Raw genomic sequence first — 22655 nt, 5'->3', positions numbered from 1 at the left:
GAGAATGAAAGGATGAAGTCCACATTGGTTTTCAGGTTGTGGCTTGATTTTCAGACACTTTTTTAGAACCAGTTTTCCCATGTCACCTCCCCATTAGCGCCAGTGTTGTTACCTGCTTATGGTCAACTGATTGCGCCCTGGTACCAGCTTCACTCTGCGGAGATACCGCCCGCTCGGTGTGGTCAAGGTAGGGAGTCACTTGTCTCCTCAAGGGTGGGGTTTGCACCCACATCCGTTAGACAGTTAAATCTTTTGAGGGTGTTACCCTCGCGGATTCCTTACTCATACCCCTAGGGTTGCCCTAGGCTCCTAGCAAGAACAGGCCGCACTTCTGTAAAATCTCGAACTCTTAAATTCTCCCGTTTGCGCAGGCTACGCCAACGATCTTTATTTTAAGCATGATAGCTGACGGCTGACAGCTGACGGCTGACAGCTGACGTTATGGGTGCTCCTATACCCCACAATAAGTCCATTAGCTCCTATCCTAGTAAAGGAAATCTAAGTTTTGAGGCACTCATGATTTTTCCAGGTTCTATAGTTCGCGTAATTAATGTTGACGATACCTATTATCGCTTTGAGGGGCTAGTACAGCGCGTTAGTGATGGTAAAGCAGCTGTGCTGTTTGAAGGAGGTAACTGGGATAAATTAGTGACGTTTCAGCTGTCGGAAATCGAAGAGGTGAAACCAAAAATTGGTAAAAAGGGTTAGATTCATCAGTTGTCGTCTCCAGTAAGCCCCTAATCATGCTCTAAAAAAACCTAACAGACTACTGTTTAAACACTCTCGTCAAACTGGGGTATAGATCAAGGGGCATAGATCAATAACTCACGACTAATGACTAATAACTAAACCATGCGCCTTCCCTTACCCCAGTTTACCCCCAGTAATCGCTCAGAACATCACCTTGCTGAGGTGATTGAAACAGCAACTACAGAATTTCTAGCTCAATGTTTAGAGCCAGAAGATCTAAGCTTTCCAGTCATGCCTCCCTTTGGCAGCTGGGTAAAATCTGTAGATGATGAGTCAGGTAATCAAATTTTTGCTGTAGTTTATTATGCTACCACTAGCCCGATTGACTCAGTTCATCGAGCAACAGCTTTAGGATTGTCACTGGCAGAATTACGTGAGCAGCAGCCTCAGATTTTCGCCATGCTCAAAACTGAGTTCCGTGCTGCCATCGTTGGATTTATGTCTGCCGAAGAGGGTGTGAATGGTTTTAGCAACCATCACGGTCGAGTCTATCAGTATCTTCCACCCCGTCCCCCGCAAATTCATCAACCTGTCTACCAGTGTGAACCATCAGAGGTTATTCACTTTAGTGAACAGTTGGATTTTTTGCGAACACTTTTGGAAGTGAATGGTGCCCCAGTAGACCCCCTGACAGCAGCTGTGATTAGGGAAGTTTATCGTCTTCGTCAGACTGACCGTGACTGGTTAGTCAAGGCCGGACGAACCTTGAGTGTCTTACTTAAGGATGATTATGACCGCTTGCGGTATATTTTGAGTCAGATTCATTCGTAGTATCCTCCTCCCCCGTTATCCTTTACAGGTATAACGGGTTATCCTACGCATTACTTTACCGAAAATTTTGGGTAATCGCGCCCCGTCCTTCGTTGGCCTTTGGCCACGCTACGCGAACGAAGGCTTTCAATGAAAGTTTGTAATAGATGTGGTATAATTAAAGTATAAACAATAGACTTTAAAAGTAGAGAGATACTATCTAATCATAAGTAGGCAACGTAAAAAATATGTAGAGCGTACATATTGCGTAATTGGGTCTAACGACTTGAACGTCTATGAAAAAATTAGATAAAAAAAGTATCTATCTATATAAAAAAAAGGTACGGTGGGGCACACCGAAACCTAGGTCAAAGACCAACTACGCTTGTGGAGAGGAGACCTCTATTTTGCCTGGCTCCGGCCTGGTTAAACAAGTCACCTCGTTGAAACAAGAATCCCCGTCCTTCCAGGGCGGGGAGTGTCAAGAATCACTTCTTGAGTTTCCCGGTTACTTCCAACAGGAATTTCGACCCACACCTCCCTCTGTTTCCCTATTCCCTATTCCCTATTCCCTATTCCCTATTCCCTATTCCCTATTCCCTATTCCCTATTCCCTACTCCCTATTCCCTATTCCCTATTCCCTATTCCCTATTCCCTATTCCCTTTACTCATTACCAGCTTCATCAATTTTAGCCTGCAATTGAGCTACCTTTTGCTCCAGCTGTTGCTTCTCCAATTTCAAGTTTTCTGCTAAGGTTTCAATTTTTTCGCGACGTGCTTCTACTTCTAAATCGCGGATATCTAACCCTTGGCTTTTCAAGGTTAGCTCTTGCCGCCATTGTTCAGCCCGTTTCATTTCTTCCTCTAAAAAGGTAGACTTAACCTCAGCTGTTAAATACTTCTTGACTAAATCTAACACCCAATCGGTGGCAGATTGAATAGTGATCACCTGTTGAGTTTCAGCCAGATCGATTAAGACTAAGCAACCTTCTTTAAAAGCTTGGGAATTACTAAACGCAACAGGTCTTGGCTCAATGACTTCCCAGAATTGATCAGAGTTTTGGCGGGCAAGTAGTTGTAATTGGAGCCCGCCAAAATCATCATTGTCTTGAACTTGAGCTAGGTGTAGCATTATCGGTTTGATTGAAATCTGTTTAAAGTCTATTTAAGCGATCGCGTAAAATAAACTCTTGCTTTTTAGCCTCAGCTAAAGCCTCTTGAGCACCCTTAACCACAGCTTCTGGAGCTTTACTCACAAAGTTCTTATTACCCAGACGCCCAGACAAGGATTTGACTTCCGCCTCTACTTTACGTAACTTCTTTTCTAACTTAGCCCGTAGAGCATCCACATCCACCACACCAGTTAGGGGAATTAGCACCTGGACAGTACCGACTACACCCGCCATGGTATTCTTTACCTCTTTCTCCAAGGCTGGAGTGATGGTTAATTGATTGACCTTACCTAAGTCTTTGATATAGGCTTGACCCGCCTCCAAAATTTGACGTTCGTCACTGTTGCTGCTTTGTAGAATCACAGGTGCGGTCACCCCTGGTTTAATCTCTGCCTCAGCCCGGAGGTTGCGGATAGTACGGATTGTACCGATTAGCAGCTCAAACCTTTGCTCTAGTTCTGAGTCAATTAGAGAACTCGGGGATATAGAAGAGTGGGTATTGCCTATGGGCGGAACGTCATGGTCTATTTTAACCTGCCCCTCTTCTATATCTTTGATATCTTCTATATCTTTAATATCTTCTCCCTGTTTGATATTTCCATCAATAATCCCCATTTTGGACTCAATTTTCCTCAATTCCGAGGATTGCTGACTGTCTTCCTTACCAACAATTTCTGCTAAGATGGATTGAATTTTTTCGGATAACTCTTGACGATTCTCAGCCTTGAGCACATAACGGTAAACAAACCAAATGGCATATCCTAGACCAATCAGTTCTAAACTAGTTGAGACTAAGGAAATGCGATTGAGCGCACCCACGAAGGCTGTGAGGATATTCAGGGCAATAATTCCTCCGACAACCAACCCTGCTGCGATTATCGGTTCTTTGTAGTCCTCGAACAACTTCCTAGAAATTTCTCGCACTTTAAACAATACAGCTACACTTTGCTTAGAGATTTCCTTTTCCTTAGACAACGATGTTCCTGACCTGGGTGATTGGGCATCAGGGTAATCGGATGTATTATCGGTTAGCAGTTCGCTGTCCGTTGTCTGTAGTTCCTCTTCCCCAGTTTGACCATCTAGGTACTCTAAAGGATAAGGTTGTAGTGCCAACACCTCCCCAGATTTCTGGGTCAAGGTGTGCCAGATTTCTTCAGTGATATGGGGCATGAATGGATGGAGTAGCTTTAGGATACCCTCTAAAACGCAAGCTAGAGTTTGCTGTGCCACAACCCGCGACGGAGAATTGGCATCCTGACGCAGCCTGGATTTTACCAGTTCAATGTACCAATCACAAAAATCACCCCAGATGAACTCATAAAGTCCCTTAGCCGCTTCTCCCAAGCCATAAGCATCTAGATAATCCCTAGTTTGACGCACCACTTGATGAAAACGGGAAAGAATCCAGCGATCGCATAATTCCAATTCCTCTACTTTTGGTTGACCCAACTCTTCGGGAGTCTTACCATCAAGGTTTAGCATTACAAACCGGGCTGCATTCCACAGTTTATTGGCAAAATTGCGGGATGCTTCTACAGAAGCTGACTCATCCGTCTTGCGGTCATACTCTAATCGGATATCTTGACCTGCACCTGCCACTTCCCGAACCAAGGTATAGCGCACGGCATCCGTACCATACTTGTCAATCATGATTAAGGGGTCAATACCATTATTAGCCGACTTAGACATTTTCTTATTGTTCTCATCCCGCACTAGACCGTGGATGTAAACACTCTTAAACGGCATCTGACCCGTAAAATGTCCTGCCATCATGGTCATGCGGGCAACCCAGAAGAAAATGATGTCAAAACCTGTTACCAGGGTGGTAGTGGGATAGTATGTCTTCAAATCCTTGGTCTCATCAGGCCAGCCCATAGTCGAGAAGGGCCACAATCCTGAGGAAAACCAGGTATCCAGCACATCTGGGTCTTGCTCTAGCTTGACATTTTCTCCAAATTTTGCTGTTGCTTTCTTCTTAGCCTCTGCTTCATGGTGAGCCACAATAAACGGAGTCTCGCTAGTGATTGTGCCATTGGTTTCACTTACCACATACCAAGCCGGAATTTGGTGTCCCCACCAGAGTTGGCGGGAGATGCACCAGTCTTTTAATTTCACCAACCAATCTCGGTAGACCTTCGTCCAACGTTCCGGGATAAATACTGGAGAATGGTGTTGGTCAAGAGATTCTAGGGCTCGGTCAGCTAGGGGGCGAATTTTGACAAACCATTGCGTTGAGATTAGGGGTTCAACCGGAACCTTTCCGCGATCGCTATAGGGTACCGTATGTTTGTAGTCCTCTACCTTAACCAACAGCTCTTCTGCTTCCAGCTGCTTCACCACATTTTTCCGGGCTTCAAACCGGTCTTGTCCTTGGAAATGGCCAGCTTTTTCATTTAACGTGCCATTCTTATTCATGATGTTAATGAATGGCAGACTATGACGCTGACCCATTTGAAAGTCATTAGGGTCATGGGCAGGAGTTACCTTGACACAACCGGTGCCAAACCCTGGATCAACCAACTCATCAGCAATAATCGGAATTTCTCGTCCCATAATTGGCAAGGTTACAGTTTTACCAATTAAATCCTGGTAGCGTTCATCATTAGGATTAACTGCAACTGCCGTATCCCCCAACATAGTTTCTGGTCTAGTCGTAGCTACTTCCAAAAAACCATTGCTATCGGTAAGGGGATATCGAAAATGCCACAAATGCCCATCAACTTCCTTATTTTCCACTTCCAAATCTGAGACAGCGGACTCCGAGGCTGGACACCAGTTGACCATATATTCGCCCCGGTAAATCAGTCCCTGATCATAAAGTTGGACAAAGGCTTCAATTACCGCTTTCGATAAGCCTTCATCCATAGTGAACCGTTCCCGGGACCAATCCACCGAAACCCCCAAACGCCTCAGCTGGTTAACGATGGTGCCACCTGATTCTTCCTTCCACTCCCAAGCCCGTTCAAGAAACTTTTCCCGTCCCAAGTCATAGCGGGTTTTGCCTTCAGCTTCTAGCTGTCTATCGAGAATGGTTTGTACAGCAATACTAGCGTGGTCAGTTCCCGGTAGCCACAGGGTATTGCGTCCTGTCATCCGGTGGTAACGGACGAGGGTGTCAATCAGGGCACTCTCGAAGGCGTGACCCATGTGCAACTTCCCAGTAACGTTAGGTGGGGGGATAACAACGCAGTAGGGTTCACCCTGGTGATTGGGGTCAGCTTTGAAGACTTGGTTTTCTTCCCAGTATTGTTGCCACTTGGCTTCGGTGGTTTTCGGTTCGTATTTGGTTGCCAGGGTGGGTGTGGTTGCGCTCATGCTGGGAATGGTGAATAGATGGGCTTACCTCAATTTTGCCACAGGCTCAAGGTATAGTTAAGGAATTGAACTGCAAAGACGGGAAGGATGCTAAGGCAGAAAAGCAGAGGAGTATAAGAAGTCGGTGGGGAGTCACCAAAGACCTGTGCAGCTAATAAATAGATAAATATAGAAAACCCAGTCGTCTTCGCGGTTGATGAATCGATATCAACACCTCAGAGTCACCCTATCAGCATTTAGAAAAATTTCCACATCCACAGTCAGATAAAGTGTCATGCTTATCATATAACAAATGAATAGCAGAACAACTGAGGAGTTAGGAGCTTGAAAAAAGTAGAAGCCATCATCCGGCCATTTAAGCTAGACGAAGTCAAAATTGCCCTAGTCAATGCTGGCATTGTGGGAATGACCGTTTCTGAGGTCCGAGGCTTTGGACGCCAGAAAGGTCAGACTGAACGTTATCGCGGTTCAGAGTACACGGTTGAATTCCTACAAAAACTCAAAGTAGAAATTGTCGTAGAAGACGATCAAGTCGATATGGTCGTAGACAAAGTGATCGCTGCAGCTCGCACCGGTGAAATTGGCGACGGTAAAATTTTCATTAGCCCCGTCGATCAGGTGGTCAGAATTCGTACTGGGGAAAAAAATCTAGAAGCGGTCTAAATACCCTATATACCAAGGTAGCTGAGGCACGGTTTACTGAGTTAGCGTGCCTCAGTTGATTTTTATAGGGAGCTGACGGTTTTAGCCACCCTAGTTAACCTAACTGTTTCAACTGAGGCAGTAGTAATTCAAAAGCCTTGCCACGATGAGAGCAAGATCGCTTCATCTCAGGCTCCATCTCAGCAAAGGTCAACCCCTGCTCTGGAACAAAAAAAATTGGGTCGTAGCCAAAGCCACCAGTTCCCCGAGGAGCTGGCAAAATTTCTCCCCGACAAATTCCTTCCGCTTGGAGAGCGATCGCACCATCTGGACGGGCAATCGCCACTACACAAACAAACTGGGCTTGCCGATTCACTTCCAAACCTAGCTCCCCCAGTAGCCGCTCAATTCGCTCTTGGTCAGTTTTGCCATAGCGTGCAGAATAAATCCCTGGAGCACCATCTAGGGCATCGACTTGCAAACCGGAATCATCAGCAATTGCCCATTGCCCAGTTGCCTGGGCTACTACTGATGCCTTCAGACAAGCATTGGCAGCAAATGTATCCCCAGTTTCTTCAATCTCTAGCTCTGGTGGCTTTAACTGCAATTCCCAGTCCAAAGCATCTAGGTATGTCTGCATCTCCTGCAGCTTACCAGGATTGCCTGTAGCTACAACCAGCAATTTTGGCAGCAATTTTGGGGTTTGATGTTGGGATTTTGGATTACTCAAAGCAACAAGGTCAGATTTTGAGTTCTCCCTGGTTTGAAAACACAGGGATTCTAAGCTGATGTCGTTACGCGGGTTGAAACCGCGCTCCACGACGCTTACTATACTAAAGCCTAGAGTAACCTAGTCTATATAGTTTGGCAGACTCAACACTGCCCTACCTCCCTCGGATTAACTCAAACAGTTAACCTGTGGATTTACTTTCAATTTAACTAGCTTTCGGAGTGGTTGTACCAACAAATTAGGGCAATAAATCACTACTTTTTGCTGCGTTACTTGCCTGTACCATAGTCGTAGGATATACCCCGTCTCTTCCTGGCCGGAATTTCACCGTACTAGCAAAATATAAACGTGACCAACCTTGTCCCTACTTACCATTCTATTCTAACACAATTGCCTGGATTTATCCCGGCGCACTCGCTGTCCACTCAATAAATTAAGTGGCTAACCCTAGTTTGTTGTTTTTCTGTTTGATGAAAGGTTAACTAGCAATCAGAGTCAGTTCGATACAGCTCAAGCAGCGTTTAATGCGCGATTGCGATCTTACTCACCAAAGCCCAGATTTTCAATAACCCAACCAAAACTAGCCAATCCAAAATCCAACATTAATCCCAAATTTAAACTCTAAAACTTACTGGCCCAATCTTTAGCCCAGTTTAAGGTTTGAGTTACCTGTTCAAGGGTAGCTGCTTCACAGTAGAGTCGCAATAAGGGTTCAGTGCCACTAAAACGAATCAGCAACCAGCTGTCGTTAGCTAAACGGAATTTGTACCCATCGGTGGTTTGGCAATCCACCACTGCCTGACCATTAATTTCTTGGAGAGGCTGGGTTTGTAATTGTTCTTGTATACGCGATCGCACTTCCATCCCCGATAGATGTAAATCGATCCGGTCATAGGCAGAAGCATAGCCAGTTTGCTCTTGCAGACTCTTGTAGAGTTCACTTAAGTCTTTTCCAGATTTAGCGATCGCTTCTAATATATACAGTGCTGATAATAGAGCATCTCGCTCAGGAATATGGTTGCCATACCCAATGCCTCCGGATTCCTCACCCCCTAGCAAAGCAGGAGTGGATAACATCCGGTCAGCAATATACTTATAACCGATAGCCGTCTCATAAACTGGCAAATTATACAGTGCTGCCACTCTAGGAATTAGGTCAGAACCACTAAGGGTTTTGACCACTTCACCACTAAAGTTACGTCGTGATGCTAGATGTTCAATCAGGATGGGAATCAGGATTTGGGGGCTAAGGAAATTGCCTTGACCATCAGCGGCTGCAATGCGATCGCTATCCCCATCAAATGCCAACCCAACTGCTAATTCAACACCCGGTTGACGCTGGTGATTCTGGAGCGCTTCAAATAGCTCAGACAGATAACCAGGTAAAGGTTCTGGGGCTTTACCACCAAATAAGGGATCCCGTTCGGCCTTAATTTCGATAATGGGTAACCCAAGAATCTTGTTCAAGCCTCCTGCTGCTGCACCATTCATGACATGGGCAAAGACAGTCAGTTTCTGCTGACTAATCAGCTGTTGAATCAGGGCAATATCAACCTTTTGTCTTAAGGCATCACAGTAACTTGACCATGGGTCAAAGGTCTTGATACTCCCCTCTTTTTCAGGTAATGCTGGTGCTTGAGAAAGTTTAGCTTCAATCTGTTTAGTTATTTCTATAGGAACTGATCCACCAAACGCTCCTTTCACTTTTAAGCCTAGGTAATTGCCAGGATTATGACTAGCAGTAATTACCAAAGCTCCCAAAGCATTTTGGGACTTGGCTGCCCAACTGAATGCTGGTGTAGGAGCATAACTGTTAGAGAGTAAGACATCAAAACCAGCAGCTTGAACCACCTCTGCGGTTTTTTTGGCAAAGTCTTCTGCCATGAAGCGTCGGTCATGCCCCACTATAATCGTTTGGCTACCCGTGGTTTCCCCATAAGCATCTGCCAGAACTTGAGCAGCAACAGGGGCAACTATTGCCAAGCGCTCGAAGGTAAAATCGGCGGCAATGATACCTCGCCAGCCGTCTGTCCCAAATTTAATTGAATCTCCGGCAATCGCCATAGTAGTATATAGTTACTTAAATTTTAATACTCTGACGGCAAAATCCTAGCATTGGAAAGAGTTAGTGTCTTGCTGACCCGCCAAAGCTTGATCTGGCTTGTGTCGCCATTTTGTCGTCATCTAGTAGTACTGATAGTAATTACTTAACTTAAGTCACTCTTTCGGGATTTTGTCCAGTGGGTGTATTGGCTACCACCATTGACGTTGGACCATTGGCTAGCACCGATGAGTTGCTCAGCAACCAAGGTTTTTCCTAAATGTAAGCGGGATATAGTCAGGTTTTTCCCCTCTTCCGGACTCTTCGGTCTGTTCTAAATCCCTATCAATCATCCCACGACAAGGGCAACAGTTTCCTAGTGGTCGTCGCTGATATGCTTAGTTCGGGCTGACTAAGGCAGCTTCTTAAGTACAGAGATTAGATTCATACGTTCAATGTAGGGCCAACCACCCTTTTCTTCAATATCCTTTAGCAAATCATATAGTTTCTGGCGAGTATCCGGCAATGAGGCTTGAAAGAACCCGTCTCGAATCTCGCCATGGACTTCCTCTAAACCCCTGAGTATAGCCAACAGCGCTAAGTTATCACCTTGGTAATTCTTTGCCAAAGAACGAATATCAGCGCTAATCTCTAGTAATTTAGCCTGTAATTGCTCTGAATCCAAATCTTTATCCCGATCCATTCCATCAAATAACTGTCGCAGTAAAGGCGGCTCTTCCCGTGTACAATGCTCTAAAGAACAGCTGAGGCTCACGGAATCGGTGCCATTTTTGCATGCCCTATGCCCCAATGGCAGTAGTTCAACCAAATAACAAGCTTCCCGATAGTTTGTGTGTAGCCCGACTTATAACATGGGTGTGGTGTGAATTGTGGATAATACTGGTCAATGCCTAGAGGGCAGCAGCTGTTTAACTCCTATGGCACCAGCAACCCAATTCAAGAACCAACCTAACATACATTTTTAGATCTGATTATTGACGATTGAGATTGACTATGAAGTATCGTGCTTTGATTTGTGCCTTCCTGGCGTTATGTCTGGGGGTCTTTACAGCTTCCTGTTCTCCAGATATAGCAAGCTTGGAAAGTATCGAAGGACTCACCTATGACCAGATTAAAAACACTGGTTTAGCCAATAACTGTCCACAGCTGTCAGAAATGACTCGGGGTGCTATTCCTCTAGACCCCAGCCAGTCCTATCAGATTGTGGATATGTGCTTACAGCCAACCACCTTCTTTGTCAAGGAAGAAGGAACTAAGCGCAAAGAGGCAGAATATGTTCCCGGCAAATTATTGACCCGTTATACCTCTAGCCTGGATCAAGTTCGAGGAGACTTAGTTTATCAAGAAGATGGTAGTCTGAGCTTTGTTGAAAAGGATGGTATAGATTTCCAAGCCATCACTATTCAGTTGCCTGGAGGTGAGCAAGTCCCATTCCTGTTCACCATTAAGCAATTGGTTGCCACAACTGAGCCTGGTTTGGAGAGTATCAATGCTTCCACCGACTTTGTTGGCGATTTCTACGTCCCCTCCTATCGGGGTGCTGTTTTCCTAGATCCCAAAGGTCGAGGTCTGGCTAGTGGTTATGATAATTCGGTTGCTCTGCCATCTCAAGCGGATAGCCAAGAGTTTGCCAATGTTAAGAGCGCAGATGTAGGCGAAGGCACCATTGAGCTGCGAATAGCTCAAGTAGATAGGGAGAGTGGGGAAATTGCTGGTACATTCATAAGTGAACAACCCTCAGATACTGACTTAGGTGCTGATGAGCCAGAAGAAGTGAAAGTTCAGGGGATATTTTACGGTCGCATTCAACCAAAACAAGCATAGCTGACGTTGGTTTGAGTCTTTGAAGCCACTGACTCCCAGAATGGGAAATTGGCAAAAACGTTAATTGCTAAGGGGCGTATGCCCCTTTTTTGATCGGAATGTGGCGTTTTCGTTATCCTGTATGTATTATTAATAAACTTTCATCCCTTTCTTATTCGCGATTCGGGTGAAATTACTGTTTTAAGAAACTTAATGGTAAATCTACAATTAAAGCAATAACACTATGATCAGGGCGGTGCTTTTGGAGATTAATAAACTAGATTAACTAAATCAACTATGTTATCAAACCAAACTGCACAATTAACCAAGCAACTCAAACTTATCCCCTTGCTCTAAAAGGGATGCAACATAAGATCATCCGGGGATTGGATCCGGGAAATCGTCAATCGGCAATCCCACAACCATTACCAATTCGACCTGAACCATTACCAGGATAAAAAATTTGTTCCATCCAGGATAATTGGGATGAGTTAGGGGTCTGATAGCCGATTGTGAGCTAATTGTGATCTACTTGTAATCTACCACATTAAACTTTGTTATGGCGACTAACCTTAATCATAATCTTAAGTATCAAAGCTTAACATTATTACAAAAGTACCAGCAATCTCCTGAACCTGAACTTCGCAATCAGCTAGTTGGTCTCAATTTAGGACTAGTGAGGAGAGAAGCTCATCATTGGGTCAATCAGTGTCATGAAAGCTACGAAGACTTACTTCAGGTTGGCTGTATTGGCTTAATTGGTGCCATAGAAAGATTTGATTCCACCAAGGGCATAGCATTTAGTTCCTTCGCTATCCCCTACATTCGTGGTGAAATTCAGCACTATTTACGAGATCGGGGTTATTCAATTCGCATCCCTCGACGCTGGCTAGCACTACGGCAAAAGTCTGTGGAAATTACTCAAAATCTACGATCAAGGTTAAATCGGCAACCGACAGAAGAAGAAATAGCAGCAGCATTAAACATTTCCCTAGAAGAATGGCAAGAAATTACCCTAGCTCATCAAAATCGGGAACCTCTGAGCTTAGATACACCAGTGGGAGATTCAGAGGATAGAAACACCAGCTTGGGTGAGTTAGTGCCAGATCCTCGCTATCGCAGTTTTCAGCTGGCACAGGAAGACCAAATCCGCATTCAACAAGCCCTAGCTCATTTGGAAAAGCGCACTCGTGAAGTGCTGGAATTTGTTTTTTTACATGACTTGACCCAAAAAGAGGTAGCACAACGGTTAGACATCAGTGTAGTAACGGTATCCCGCCGCGTTAAAAAAGGCTTGGAAGCGTTGCAAAAGTTAATGAAAGGGACGCAAGATTAATTTTTACTACATTTTTATTACATTTCCTAACTATTGAAGCCTAATAATTGAAGGATAATAATATAATATATAGCGTTGATCATACTTAAGAGGTACAGTAAATTTTATTATCAGTAATATATACTCCCTGAAATCTAGGACTGTTTACCTCACCGAATTGATAACTGCTATAAAATCATCAAAGAAAATGGGTCTGAAAGCCCGTCCTTCGTTCGACGGCTTTGTGCTAGAATAAAGAAGACGCAACGACCTAAAAAGAAAGGGTGAGATTCCTGGTAGTGGGACGCTTTGGTTAAAAGGTAGTTAACCGAAATGGTGCTCGGTCAAAGACTCCAATCCCAGCCCTCTACAAGCAAATAGTCTTTAAAGCCACGCGAATCACATTACTTACTTTGAAAGTAGACTCAATGGCAATATTTTGTCGGAGAGAGTAGAGGCAATTGGCACCGCCAAGTGGACTACCGATTTCTTGGTGCTACGGCACGGGAGGTCGATGTGGTTGTTACGAGCAATGCCCGTTTGGGTACCTCCTCGCTTTGAATCCCCGCGCGTTCACGCCGGGGAGTGTCAAATACAGCTGGCAAAGTAACTGGACTTGATAGCTAAGTGATAGCTGAAAGCCGCTTTGGGATTATTGAGTTGGTAAGCTATCAGCTATCAGCTATCAGCTATAAGCTATAAGCTATCAGCTATAAGCTCTCAGCTTTGAGCTTTTAAATAAAACAAGTAAGCATTCGTTTAATCTTTGTTACGTCAGCTGAATGCTGACGGCTGACGGCTGACGGCTGACGGCTGACGGCTGACGGCTGAATGCTTACTTGAGTTGGGTGTTATTGCCCATAGCATGCCCACAGCTTTTTGCTGAGAGTCTCCAGTTTTGGAAGTTTGCCAAAAAAATCCTATCTTAAAAGAAGTTGGTGCCATAGATCGATAACTTCAAGGGTATGCTCGGATAAAGCGTTATTTTTAGGTGGTCATGGGTAAAGTATCATGCATCGTATGGGTGAGTGTGCTGGCTCTGCTTATAGGAGGCTGTCAACCGGGTAGAAAGACTGAACAGGGGGAGCAGACTACCCCTAAACCAACGCCGGTGGCTTCCCCGGATAGCACCAAACCTTCTCCTCCTGTAGCTGAATTTGCTCCTAAATCCCCGGAAACACCGGAGCAGGAAAAGGTAATACCAATACCACCATTGATCACCACCTTGCCAAGCAATGAAGTAAGAAATCGGATTGATAAGGGGCGTCTTGACCCGTTTGCGGCAATTTCAGTGCAACCAGAGGTGGAGATTTTGCCCAATCCCGGCAGACCAAGTAGCTCCCCTACGAGGGTACAGCCTCTGACTCCTCCACCAGCAAGACCGCCTTTGCGATCGCGTCCTGGAACAGGAAGTAGTGTAGCGGTAAAACCCACCAGCCCCTCAAGAGCTACCAGGCCCACCAGCCCTTCAAGAGCTACCAGGCCCACCAGCCCTTCAAGAGCTACCAGGCCCACCAGCCCTTCAAGAGCTACCAGGCCCACCAGCCCCTCAAGAGCTACCAGGCCCACCAGCCCCTCAAGAGCTAGCAGACCCACCAGCCCCTCAAGAGCTACCAGGCCCGACCGTAAGCCTCCAAGCTCATCAATCGCTAGAAGGTCTCCTGGCTCATCAAGAGGAAATGTTTTGCCACGGCGCGAGAACACTCGGCCTACAGAGACCAGCAAAGCTAAGCCTAGTTCCATACCAGACAATAGCTCTGTTGTCAAGGATGGTATTCCTCCTATCCCTCCTGAATTTGATCTGCAACTGCCAATCCTACCAGAACCAGAGCTGGCATATACAATCAGTGTCACAGGGGTAGTTGACAATGGTAGGGGTGTCTATTACGCTATCCTAGATGTCCCTAATGAGCCTAGTCGTAGTGTTCAAGCTGGACAGTTTATATTAGGTGGACAAGTGCTAGTCAAGCGAATTGAAATGTTTAGAGGTTTAGATCCAGTGGTGATTCTGGAAGAAAACGGTGTTGAAGTGTCTAGACGAGTTGGAGAAAACTCAGGATCAGCTTCTTAAGGTAACCTCAGTGTTAGGTTTTAGGTGGCACGGTGTTAGGTGTTAGGTAAGCATTCAGCTATCAGCCGTCAGCCATCAGCCATTCCCGTACCGTGGCCCAAAAGCCTTTGGCCTTGGCTGACGCTACTAATTGTGCTGATTTTATGAAAAAGTACCATTAGTAGCGTACGCTATGGGCATAAACTGTTGCCGTAGCGTTGCCACAGACCTTTGGCTGATAGCTGATACGCGACACGCTGATAGCTAAAGGTGTTAGGAATTGGGTTAATGGTTCTGCTAGTTAATCCCTAATACAAGGTACCCTAGGATCATGGAGCAGTGTAAACTATTGCGTTATCAAATTAGTTGTCCTGGTTTACCCTTGGCAGTTTATCGAGAGGTTGCTGCCCATTTACGGCAAGTGACAGGGGTAGACGCTGATTTACTACCCCAAACATCCCAGCAGTTTGATTACAATCAGAGCCAAGTTGGTGGATTGTGGATTGAGTATGCCGAGACTACTGATAAAGTAGAAAGAGAACGGGTCAAGCAAATTTTGTCCTATTATCAAAATCGCTATGGTGCCTGGGAAGAAGACACTTCCGATGGTGGACACTAGCTCACATGATGGGGAAGCAAAACGTTAATGGGTTTAATCCAGGCTTTACGAGGAACACGGGATATCCTGCCAGAGGAAGTTGGATATTGGCAGCAAGTAGAAGCGATCGCACAACAGATTCTCAATAGAGCGGCTTATCGAGAAATTCGTCCTCCCATTTTTGAGCGCACGGAACTGTTTGAACGAGGGATTGGGGAAGCTACTGATGTGGTGGGGAAGGAAATGTATACCTTCAACGACCGGGCAACCCCTCCTCGTTCCGTGACACTACGTCCAGAAGGAACAGCAGGAGTAGTGCGAGCTTATATTCAAAATAGCCTCTATGCTGCTGGTGGGGTACAACGCCTCTGGTATACCGGTCCGATGTTTCGCTATGAAAATCCCCAAGCTGGACGACAGCGACAGTTTCATCAATTGGGGGTAGAGGTGATTGGTTCTCGTGATCCGAGGGCAGATGCAGAGGTAATTGCGATCGCAATCGATATCCTCAATACCTTGGGTCTAGTTAACCTGAAACTTGACCTTAATTCTGTCGGTAGTACCGAAGACCGTCAACATTACCGACAGGCCCTGGTAGATTACCTCACTCCTTACAAAGATGAGTTGGACGAAGATTCTCAAGACCGTTTAACTCGCAATCCCCTTAGGATTTTAGATAGTAAAGACAAACGCACTCAAGAGATTGCTCAGGATGCTCCGAGTATATTAGACTATCTCAGTTCAGAGTCCCAAAGTCATTTTGATCAGGTCAAGCAGTTGTTGAAGGATTTAGGGATTAGTTACCAGCTCAATCCTCGCTTGGTGCGGGGGTTGGATTACTACACCCACACTGCCTTTGAAATTATCTCTGATGACTTAGGCGCTCAAGCAACAGTTTGTGGTGGTGGTCGCTATGACGGATTAGTCGATGAATTGGGGGGAAATAAAACTCCAGCCGTTGGTTGGGCGATTGGTTTAGAGCGTTTAGTGATTTTGCTGCAACAACTGCAAGCTTCACCAGCCCTAGCGCTAGATTTTTATCTAGTATCCAGAGGTGAAGTAGCTCAAGCTCAAGGATTGAAACTGGCTCAGCAACTGCGCAAAGCTGGGTTAGCTGTAGAACTGGACTTGAGTGGAAGTGCTTTTGGTAAACAGTTTAAGCGAGCTGACCGCAGTGGTGCGGTGGCTTGTTTAGTGATCGGAGATGCTGAAGCTCAGAGCAACACCGTGAATTTGAAATGGTTGGCCTCTGGGGAACAAGAAACTATGAGCCAAGCTGATTTATTGGATAAAACTGAGCAGTTAAAAGGGCAGATAGAACAATTGCGTTGAGTGTTGAGTGTGTAGTGTTGAGTGTTTACCATTAAGTGTTAACACTCAATAACGTCGTATTATTTCGTAGTGAAACATCAATGCTTTGAGATAAGTCTGGGTATCCTTAGGTTATAAAGAAAGGGGTTAGCATCCTGAGGATGCTGCGCTACCATTTCACCTGTAGAGTTCCCCAGCTGCTGCTATGCTACCAATACCTGATTACTTAATTGCCCTGACTGTAGTACTGGTGGTAATCCCATCAGTATTCGTAATTTTACTACGTTTTGCTCTCCATACCCATCTTTTATCCCTAGGGAAGCGAGTAAGAAGACTAATCCATGGACAGCCTCGTGGGAAAAAACCCAGAATTGTAGAGGAACTAGAAAGACGCTTCTCAGATGCTAGCCGACATTTAGAGCAGGTCAATACAGGCGCATTAATTGACCAAGCCTACAGCCACGAGAAAGTTGTTGGCATATCTTGTGACCAAATTGATTACATTGGTCGGATTATGCCTAGCTTACTGCTATCGTTTGGCTTACTAGGTACCTTTATCGGCATCACCATCAATTTGTTAGCACTGAGTCAAACAATCAGTCAGTCTGATGCTACCGATATCAATACTTTAGTTAACCAATTACAGCAACCCCTAGAAGGGATGGGGATTGCTTTTACCACTAGCTTAACCGCTATCTTTTTTAGTGCTGTCTTAACCGTAGTTAACGTCGCCTTCAATACAGGGCTAGCCAAAAATAATCTAATTAGTTACTTAGAGGACTACTTGGATAATATTTATCAGCCCACTTTAGTAGGGCAAACACGCCTGGATATATTGGTTCAGGGGATGTCCAATATTTTTGAAAGCTTTTTGGCGAGATTTGGTCAGACTGTTCGAGAGGCAGTGGAATCCTCACTACGAGAAAAAGTGCAAGAAATTGCTGATGCTAACACTCAAGTGCTTAAACTAGCCGAAAATTCTTACAATAGATTCTTCCAAGCTGCTAGTACGATCGCCAGAAGTGCTGAGGAATTTCAGTTAGCTGCTGCTCAATTTACCCAAGTTGCTCAAACCTTTGAGCATAGCCAGTTTCCTCAAAAATTATCTAAGGCTACAGTAGATTTAACCAGAACCCAAAGCAGTTTCTCTGAGTCAGCTAGTATGCTATCGCAATCAGTCCAAGGGATGGGAGTAGCAATGGCTGAACTTCAACGTCATGGGGTTAAGTTGGTAAAATTGGCAGAAGAAATCAGTGCCCTCAGACAATCTTCTCTAGATGTAGTGAAACAGCATCATCACAGTCAACAAGCCCTAGGGAAGATTATCCCCCAACTTCAGCAAGGAGCACAGGGATTTCAGTCAGCGATCGCTCGGCTTGATCAATTAGAGCAACGGATTGTTTCTCGAAGCGATAGCTTGAGTGACGTTCAGGCTGAATTGGCTAAGTTAGTGTCCAATGTTAAAAGCTATACCGAAGGAGTAAGTCTGGGAATTCAGGCTTTAGGCGATCGCCTTGATGAAAGTCTTACTCAGCAAGCTAATACTGACCAGCATAATTATGAAATTATGCGACACAATCTTGAAAAAGTTGTCAATCATCTCAATAACACCAATCAAGAAATTGCTAAGATTAGCACAAAAATGACTGAGTCCAATCAAGTTGATGGTTCAACTCGCATAACCCAAGATATGACTGTAGGAGAGCTAGTCAGGCGTTTGAGCAGTGAACGATAAACCTGGCAAATCGTTAGCTGTCAGCCGTCAGCTGTCAGCAGTCAGCTGTCAGCAGTCAGCTTAAAATAAACCTCGGAGGGGAGAATTTAATAGTTCGAGATTAATGAGAATTTAAAGTCTGGGGATTTGCCCATCTAAGCTTATGCCCGTAGCCCATAAGCTGATAGCTGATAACTGATAGCTGATAGCTGATAGCTGATAGCTGATAGCTGATAGCTGATAGCTGATAGCTGATAGCTGATAGCTGATAGCTGATAGCTGAATGCTTACGGCAAATGAAGAATAATAACTAGAAAATTGACAGAGAATTGATAAAATGCGTCGTTCACGAAATAATGATTGGAATGAAGAGATAAATCTCTGGCCAGCCTTTACAGACTTAATGTCTAATGCCTTCATGATCCTGATCTTATTTTTGTTGCTGTCTATTTTGAAGTCTGTGCTGGCACAAACTTCCTTGGAATCAACCATTGATGATCTCACCAGAAGTGAAGATGAAGTGGTGCAATTAGCAAGGGAGAATGCGGAATTACGAGCTAAGGCAGCTCGGGTTGATCAACTTGAGCGTGGTGTGGCGGTTTGGAGAGCTAGGGCAAAGCGCTCAACTGACCGCCAAAAGGCACTAGAACAGCAGGTTAGGTCTTTGCAGGTACAGATTGCTGCAGCACCAAAACCACCAGATACACCTCCGATTATTGTAATCAAAGATCAGGGGAATTACCGATTTGATTCCGGCAGTGCGGAAATTCCCTCAGCGATGAAGGATTATATTCGGCAGCAAATTGTCCCTGCTATTGAAAGCAATGCCAAGGACTATGAAATTAATGTAGTAGAACTAATTGGTCACACCGATGGTCAACCTAATCTTGGTGGTAGCAATATCGACCAAACTATTGGGAATGTGGTTAATAAAAATTCCTCTATCAGTCAACTTAGACCAGGATCTAATGCTGATTTAGGACTGATGCGAGCTTTGGCAGTTGTGCAATTACTGCGTGAGATTCAAGCTAAAGAAGGGCGGCTCAAGGGGCTGCAATTTCGAGCTTATTCTGCAGCCCAGTTAATTTTACCTAATGGGCAAATTGCTCCGATTAGTTTAAAGGATGATCAAACTAGGCGCAGAATTGAAATTCGCTTTACTCGTCTCGGTAGGGTGACAAATGTTCAATAGCTGAAGGGGGTAAAATCTCGCTAATCTGGTAAGGAAAGATGCGTCAGCTGTCAGCCCTCAGCTGTCAGCCCTCAGCTGTCAGCTGAATGGTTACAAAGATGGTAGTAATGAATTTGCGATCGCAAACTTATTGATTAGGCTTTCTATGGTGAACAAGGAATAATCGCCATGACCTATGTCGTAGATAAACAAAAAGACCAACGGCTAGTCCACTCCGGGGTAAGTTGGGATAACTTCAAATCAATTCAAGCGGGGTTCGTCAACTCCCCAGGAATTCGACTGTTCTACTACAGGGGTGAGGTAGAAATATTGGCAGTTTCCCAAGACCATGAAGTCTTCAGTGGTGTCATAGCACTGTTGCTGGGTACTTATTTTGTTGAAAAACAAATTGAGTTTACTCCAACCGGTAGCTTTACCCAAGAGAAGGAAGGGGAAGCATCTGCACAAGCAGACCAATCTTACCTAATTGGTAGATCCTCAGGAGTGATTGCAGACCTCTCTATTGAAGTTGTCTTTACCAGTGGTAATCAGAGCAAACTAAGTCGTTACCAAGCATTAGGAGTACCCGAAGTTTGGTTTTGGGAGGATGGTGTATTTGCTTTGTATCACTTGCGCTCTGATGGTTACGAAAAAATTTCCCAGAGTGAAGTCTTGCCAGATTTAGATCTTGACTTATTGTCTCGGTGTGTGATGATGGCTTCCAAAGTTGAAGCGATTAGGTACTTCAGACAGGCTATCTGTGAGGCTTAGATGAATCCTTAAGATTAGCCCAGTAGGGTGCGTTAGGGGAGCATTCATGTTCCGCCTCGTAGCCAGGGTTGAGACAACCCGCCCCGTTCCACCCACGGGCAAGATGCCCGTTCCACCCACGGGCAAGATGCCTATTCCACCCACCGGAGCAAACAGCATGCATTGAGATTTACCCCCTACGGTTTTATAGCATTTGTATTTGAGATGTAAACTGAAAAGGTCTTTTTTGAGTTTGCTATAAAACTCTGGAGCTCTTTTCCCTCTTGCCTTTTGCCTCTTGTCTCTTGCCTTTTTCGACAATCTATGACTTTACAACTCGTTTGAAAACGCTATTATCTATTTTAATTCAGCAATGCCTTAAATTGATACACAATAAATATTAAGTAATTTTAAGTTTTCAAAAAACATCTTATTTTTATTGATTATTAAGAATAATCAATAAAAATAAGATGTTCTAAAATTAGTTAACAAGAGATAAGGAGGAATCACGATGTTAAAGAAATTAAGCATTTTATCTGTTGCAACTATTGTAAGTATGACCCTAAACCAAGGATTAGCTAATGCAATAACCGGAGAGGGAGGTAGTACAGGTTGGCATGCCGTTAGTAGTGGGAGTGAGACAAGCTGTAACAATATAGCTATAAAAAAAATGGATATTCTTGTAAATGGAGGAGAAATCGAAAAAACTGAATTTCACGCATGGCGCTATAAAAGAGGAAATAACGTTATTTTTAATCTTGTATGTGCTCCCAAAGGTGATTATGTCAGGGTAGATGTTATTTGTGTCAATACTTGTGACCGGAACACTTATCGTATTCGCACTGTAATAGATGAACTGATGAATTGGTAAATTATAGCTCTCAAAGTGGCGTTCAGCAATGCCACAAACAGGCGATATCTCAGGCTTAGAAGAATCCTTAAGGTCAGCATTCACGGCTGAATGCTGATAGCTGATAACTGATAGCTTACTGCTTACTGCTTAAGATTAGCCCTAAAATTTAGTATCAACAGGCACATCTTAAGGGTAAATTTTGTGGTATTGCTTTCATATCCCCTTAAACGGAGTAGATCTCAGTCACTCTGTCGAATCCGGTGGTTGACCAAAAATTTGGGCCTCAAGCCCCGTCCTAGAAGGACGGCTTTATTTTTTTCGTGCTATAATATTACGTAGAGTTGTTCCACGTCAAAATGATAGTCTTAGAATTTAAGGTCAAAGGGAATAAAACTCAATATGCTGCGATTGATGAGGCGATTCGCACCGGTCAGTTTGTTCGGAACAAGTGCATCCGTTACTGGATGGACAATAAAGGTATAGGACAAAAAGACTTGTATCGTCATAATACGTGGCTCAGGTCTGAGTATCCCTTTGTTAAAGCCTTAAATTCTCATGCCTGTCAAGCTTCAGTTGAAAGAGCTTACAACTCAATTTCTAGATTTTACGATAAATGTAAAAAACAAGTCCCTGGTAAAAAGGGATATCCTAAGTTTAAGAAGTTTTCTAGGTCAGTTGAGTATAAAACATCTGGCTGGAAACTATCCCCCGATACTAAATCAATAAATTTTTTAGACAAAAAAGGTATTGGGAAACTAAAACTAAAAGGAACCTGGGAGTTATGGCGTTACGATCAGACGCTGATAAAACGAGTTAGATTAGTGCGCCGAGCGGATGGCTATTATGTTCAGTTTTGTATCAAAGTTGATATTAGCAAACCTTTAGAGCCTTCGCACACCAACGTTGGTTTAGACGTTGGACTTAAGGAGTTTTATACCGACTCCAAGGGAGGTGTAGAGACAAATCCAAGGTTTTATCGTAAGGGTGAGAAACTGCTTAAGTTTTATCAACGTCGGGTTTTTCGCAAAAAGAAAGGCTCAGTCAATCGCAAAAAAGCCATTAATAGACTAGGTAGAACACACCTTAAGATAAGTAGGCAGCGTGAAGAGCACGCCAAGAGACTGGCGCGCTGCGTAATCCACTCTAACGACGTGGTCGCTTACGAAGACTTGAGGGTAAAAAATTTGGTAAAAAATCATTGTCTTGCCAAGTCTATTAATGATGCAGGTTGGTATCAATTTAGAAAATGGCTGGAATATTTTGGACAAAAGTTTGGCAGGCAAACAATAGCCGTTAACCCTGCTTATACTAGTCAGAACTGTTCAAAATGTGGTGAAGTTGTCAAAAAATCGCTATCAACCAGAACGCATACTTGCTCGTGTGGGTGTGTGTTGGATCGCGACCATAATGCAGCCATTAATATTCTAAAAAGAGCCTTGGGTACGGTAGGGCATACCGGAACCTGGATCATAGATCCGAACGCTTTAGGAGAATCAGCCTCTACTCTTCCTGATTCCGGTCTGGAAGAGCCACGCTGACTCGTTGATTAAAGAATCCCCGTTCTTCTAGGACGGGGAGTGTCAAAAATCCCGAGGGTGGGAATAAGCAAAATACTCGACTTAAAGTGTAAGCTAATTGGAAAAGCAATCAAGTCAATTAGCAGGTCTT

The 22655-nt window shown here is 44.4% G+C and carries 21 protein-coding genes; 14 read left to right on the top strand and 7 right to left on the bottom strand.

Annotated features, from left to right (window positions below; translation table 11 throughout):
• The first annotated feature begins 516 nt into the window (after positions 1 to 516).
• The 3 genes from F6J90_RS04190 to F6J90_RS04180 all read left to right on the top strand — a co-directional run bounded on the left by F6J90_RS04190 (position 517) and on the right by F6J90_RS04180 (position 2205).
• Entirely contained in the window at positions 517 to 708 is a 192-nt protein-coding gene (locus tag F6J90_RS04190; protein WP_044493740.1) for an NAD(P)H dehydrogenase subunit NdhS, read from the top strand.
• A gap of 144 nt (positions 709 to 852) precedes the next feature.
• Positions 853 to 1521 carry an HAS-barrel domain-containing protein gene (locus F6J90_RS04185; protein WP_293091225.1) on the top strand — a complete coding sequence of 223 codons (669 nt, stop codon included), beginning with the start codon at positions 853 to 855 and terminating at the stop codon, positions 1519 to 1521.
• A 474-nt stretch (positions 1522 to 1995) separates the two neighbouring features.
• On the top strand, positions 1996 to 2205 hold the full coding sequence (locus tag F6J90_RS04180) for a hypothetical protein (RefSeq protein WP_293091224.1): 210 nt from the start codon (positions 1996 to 1998) through the stop codon (positions 2203 to 2205).
• Here the strand turns inward: F6J90_RS04180 and F6J90_RS04175 are convergent.
• Both F6J90_RS04175 and F6J90_RS04170 read right to left on the bottom strand, forming a co-directional pair.
• The gene (locus F6J90_RS04175) at positions 2166 to 2633 is read right to left on the bottom strand and encodes a hypothetical protein (RefSeq protein ID WP_293091223.1); all 468 of its coding nucleotides are present in this window, start codon (positions 2631 to 2633) and stop codon (positions 2166 to 2168) included. The genes F6J90_RS04180 and F6J90_RS04175 overlap by 40 nt on opposite strands.
• 22 nt (positions 2634 to 2655) lie before the next feature.
• Complete coding sequence (locus F6J90_RS04170) at positions 2656 to 5988, bottom strand: valine--tRNA ligase (RefSeq protein WP_293091222.1); 3333 nt, start codon at positions 5986 to 5988, stop codon at positions 2656 to 2658.
• 324 nt (positions 5989 to 6312) lie between these two features.
• Between F6J90_RS04170 and F6J90_RS04165 the strand changes: the two genes are divergently transcribed.
• Positions 6313 to 6651, top strand: coding sequence for a P-II family nitrogen regulator (locus F6J90_RS04165; protein ID WP_293018096.1), 339 nt, complete (start codon positions 6313 to 6315; stop codon positions 6649 to 6651).
• Between the two features lie 94 nt (positions 6652 to 6745).
• Here F6J90_RS04165 and rdgB read toward each other — a convergent pair whose 3' ends face one another.
• The 3 genes from rdgB to F6J90_RS04150 all read right to left on the bottom strand — a co-directional run bounded on the left by rdgB (position 6746) and on the right by F6J90_RS04150 (position 10230).
• Positions 6746 to 7321, bottom strand: a complete 576-nt coding sequence (gene rdgB / locus F6J90_RS04160; RefSeq protein ID WP_366513716.1) for an RdgB/HAM1 family non-canonical purine NTP pyrophosphatase — start codon at positions 7319 to 7321, stop codon at positions 6746 to 6748.
• A gap of 660 nt (positions 7322 to 7981) precedes the next feature.
• Complete coding sequence (locus F6J90_RS04155; RefSeq protein ID WP_293091221.1) at positions 7982 to 9424, bottom strand: phosphoglucomutase/phosphomannomutase family protein; 1443 nt, start codon at positions 9422 to 9424, stop codon at positions 7982 to 7984.
• Positions 9425 to 9813: 389 nt separating this feature from the next.
• Positions 9814 to 10230, bottom strand: coding sequence for a hypothetical protein (locus tag F6J90_RS04150; RefSeq protein ID WP_293091220.1), 417 nt, complete (start codon positions 10228 to 10230; stop codon positions 9814 to 9816).
• Positions 10231 to 10415: 185 nt separating this feature from the next.
• Here F6J90_RS04150 and F6J90_RS04145 point away from each other — a divergent pair, with 185 nt between their 5' ends.
• Together F6J90_RS04145 and F6J90_RS04140 are read left to right on the top strand one after the other, a co-directional pair.
• On the top strand, positions 10416 to 11246 hold the full coding sequence (locus tag F6J90_RS04145; protein WP_293091219.1) for a photosystem II manganese-stabilizing polypeptide: 831 nt from the start codon (positions 10416 to 10418) through the stop codon (positions 11244 to 11246).
• Positions 11247 to 11784: 538 nt separating this feature from the next.
• Positions 11785 to 12561, top strand: coding sequence for an RNA polymerase sigma factor SigF (locus tag F6J90_RS04140; RefSeq protein WP_293091218.1), 777 nt, complete (start codon positions 11785 to 11787; stop codon positions 12559 to 12561).
• Between the two features lie 753 nt (positions 12562 to 13314).
• Here the strand turns inward: F6J90_RS04140 and F6J90_RS04135 are convergent.
• Together F6J90_RS04135 and F6J90_RS04130 are read right to left on the bottom strand one after the other, a co-directional pair.
• Entirely contained in the window at positions 13315 to 13485 is a 171-nt protein-coding gene (locus tag F6J90_RS04135; RefSeq protein WP_293091217.1) for a hypothetical protein, read from the bottom strand.
• A gap of 111 nt (positions 13486 to 13596) precedes the next feature.
• Positions 13597 to 14001: a hypothetical protein gene (locus F6J90_RS04130; protein ID WP_293091216.1), complete on the bottom strand. Its 405-nt coding sequence runs from the start codon at positions 13999 to 14001 to the stop codon at positions 13597 to 13599.
• Positions 14002 to 14224: 223 nt separating this feature from the next.
• Here F6J90_RS04130 and F6J90_RS04125 point away from each other — a divergent pair, with 223 nt between their 5' ends.
• From F6J90_RS04125 to F6J90_RS04090, 8 genes are all read left to right on the top strand, one after another.
• Positions 14225 to 14611 carry a hypothetical protein gene (locus F6J90_RS04125; protein WP_293091215.1) on the top strand — a complete coding sequence of 129 codons (387 nt, stop codon included), beginning with the start codon at positions 14225 to 14227 and terminating at the stop codon, positions 14609 to 14611.
• Between the two features lie 310 nt (positions 14612 to 14921).
• Positions 14922 to 15209 (top strand): hypothetical protein, encoded by a 288-nt coding sequence (locus F6J90_RS04120; protein WP_293091214.1) that lies wholly within the window; start codon positions 14922 to 14924, stop codon positions 15207 to 15209.
• 27 nt (positions 15210 to 15236) lie between these two features.
• Positions 15237 to 16520: a histidine--tRNA ligase gene (hisS, locus tag F6J90_RS04115; protein ID WP_293091213.1), complete on the top strand. Its 1284-nt coding sequence runs from the start codon at positions 15237 to 15239 to the stop codon at positions 16518 to 16520.
• Positions 16521 to 16704: 184 nt separating this feature from the next.
• Positions 16705 to 18234 (top strand): hypothetical protein, encoded by a 1530-nt coding sequence (locus tag F6J90_RS04110; protein ID WP_293091212.1) that lies wholly within the window; start codon positions 16705 to 16707, stop codon positions 18232 to 18234.
• 316 nt (positions 18235 to 18550) lie between these two features.
• On the top strand, positions 18551 to 19405 hold the full coding sequence (locus F6J90_RS04105) for a hypothetical protein (RefSeq protein ID WP_293091211.1): 855 nt from the start codon (positions 18551 to 18553) through the stop codon (positions 19403 to 19405).
• 168 nt (positions 19406 to 19573) lie between these two features.
• Complete coding sequence (locus F6J90_RS04100; protein ID WP_293091210.1) at positions 19574 to 20155, top strand: Uma2 family endonuclease; 582 nt, start codon at positions 19574 to 19576, stop codon at positions 20153 to 20155.
• A 490-nt stretch (positions 20156 to 20645) separates the two neighbouring features.
• Positions 20646 to 21005 (top strand): hypothetical protein, encoded by a 360-nt coding sequence (locus F6J90_RS04095; protein ID WP_293091209.1) that lies wholly within the window; start codon positions 20646 to 20648, stop codon positions 21003 to 21005.
• Between the two features lie 338 nt (positions 21006 to 21343).
• On the top strand, positions 21344 to 22525 hold the full coding sequence (locus tag F6J90_RS04090; RefSeq protein ID WP_293091208.1) for a transposase: 1182 nt from the start codon (positions 21344 to 21346) through the stop codon (positions 22523 to 22525).
• The last annotated feature ends 130 nt before the right edge of the window (positions 22526 to 22655 follow it).

It is taken from the genome of Moorena sp. SIOASIH (genome assembly GCF_010671925.1).
GTDB lineage: Bacteria > Cyanobacteriota > Cyanobacteriia > Cyanobacteriales > Coleofasciculaceae > Moorena.
This window is presented reverse-complemented; position numbering and strand designations above follow the sequence as displayed.

Excerpts from the sequence above, each read along its gene's own strand:
- F6J90_RS04190 (WP_044493740.1), top strand. The coding sequence starts at position 517 with ATGATTTTTCCAGGTTCTATAGTTCGCGTAATTAATGTTGACGATACC.
- F6J90_RS04185 (WP_293091225.1), top strand. The coding sequence starts at position 853 with ATGCGCCTTCCCTTACCCCAGTTTACCCCCAGTAATCGCTCAGAACAT.
- F6J90_RS04175 (WP_293091223.1), bottom strand. The coding sequence starts at position 2,633 with ATGCTACACCTAGCTCAAGTTCAAGACAATGATGATTTTGGCGGGCTC.
- F6J90_RS04170 (WP_293091222.1), bottom strand. The coding sequence starts at position 5,988 with ATGAGCGCAACCACACCCACCCTGGCAACCAAATACGAACCGAAAACC.
- F6J90_RS04155 (WP_293091221.1), bottom strand. The coding sequence starts at position 9,424 with ATGGCGATTGCCGGAGATTCAATTAAATTTGGGACAGACGGCTGGCGA.
- F6J90_RS04145 (WP_293091219.1), top strand. The coding sequence starts at position 10,416 with ATGAAGTATCGTGCTTTGATTTGTGCCTTCCTGGCGTTATGTCTGGGG.
- F6J90_RS04140 (WP_293091218.1), top strand. The coding sequence starts at position 11,785 with ATGGCGACTAACCTTAATCATAATCTTAAGTATCAAAGCTTAACATTA.
- F6J90_RS04135 (WP_293091217.1), bottom strand. The coding sequence starts at position 13,485 with ATGGCACCAACTTCTTTTAAGATAGGATTTTTTTGGCAAACTTCCAAA.
- F6J90_RS04120 (WP_293091214.1), top strand. The coding sequence starts at position 14,922 with ATGGAGCAGTGTAAACTATTGCGTTATCAAATTAGTTGTCCTGGTTTA.
- hisS (WP_293091213.1), top strand. The coding sequence starts at position 15,237 with ATGGGTTTAATCCAGGCTTTACGAGGAACACGGGATATCCTGCCAGAG.
- F6J90_RS04110 (WP_293091212.1), top strand. The coding sequence starts at position 16,705 with ATGCTACCAATACCTGATTACTTAATTGCCCTGACTGTAGTACTGGTG.
- F6J90_RS04105 (WP_293091211.1), top strand. The coding sequence starts at position 18,551 with ATGCGTCGTTCACGAAATAATGATTGGAATGAAGAGATAAATCTCTGG.
- F6J90_RS04100 (WP_293091210.1), top strand. The coding sequence starts at position 19,574 with ATGACCTATGTCGTAGATAAACAAAAAGACCAACGGCTAGTCCACTCC.
- F6J90_RS04095 (WP_293091209.1), top strand. The coding sequence starts at position 20,646 with ATGTTAAAGAAATTAAGCATTTTATCTGTTGCAACTATTGTAAGTATG.
- F6J90_RS04090 (WP_293091208.1), top strand. The coding sequence starts at position 21,344 with ATGATAGTCTTAGAATTTAAGGTCAAAGGGAATAAAACTCAATATGCT.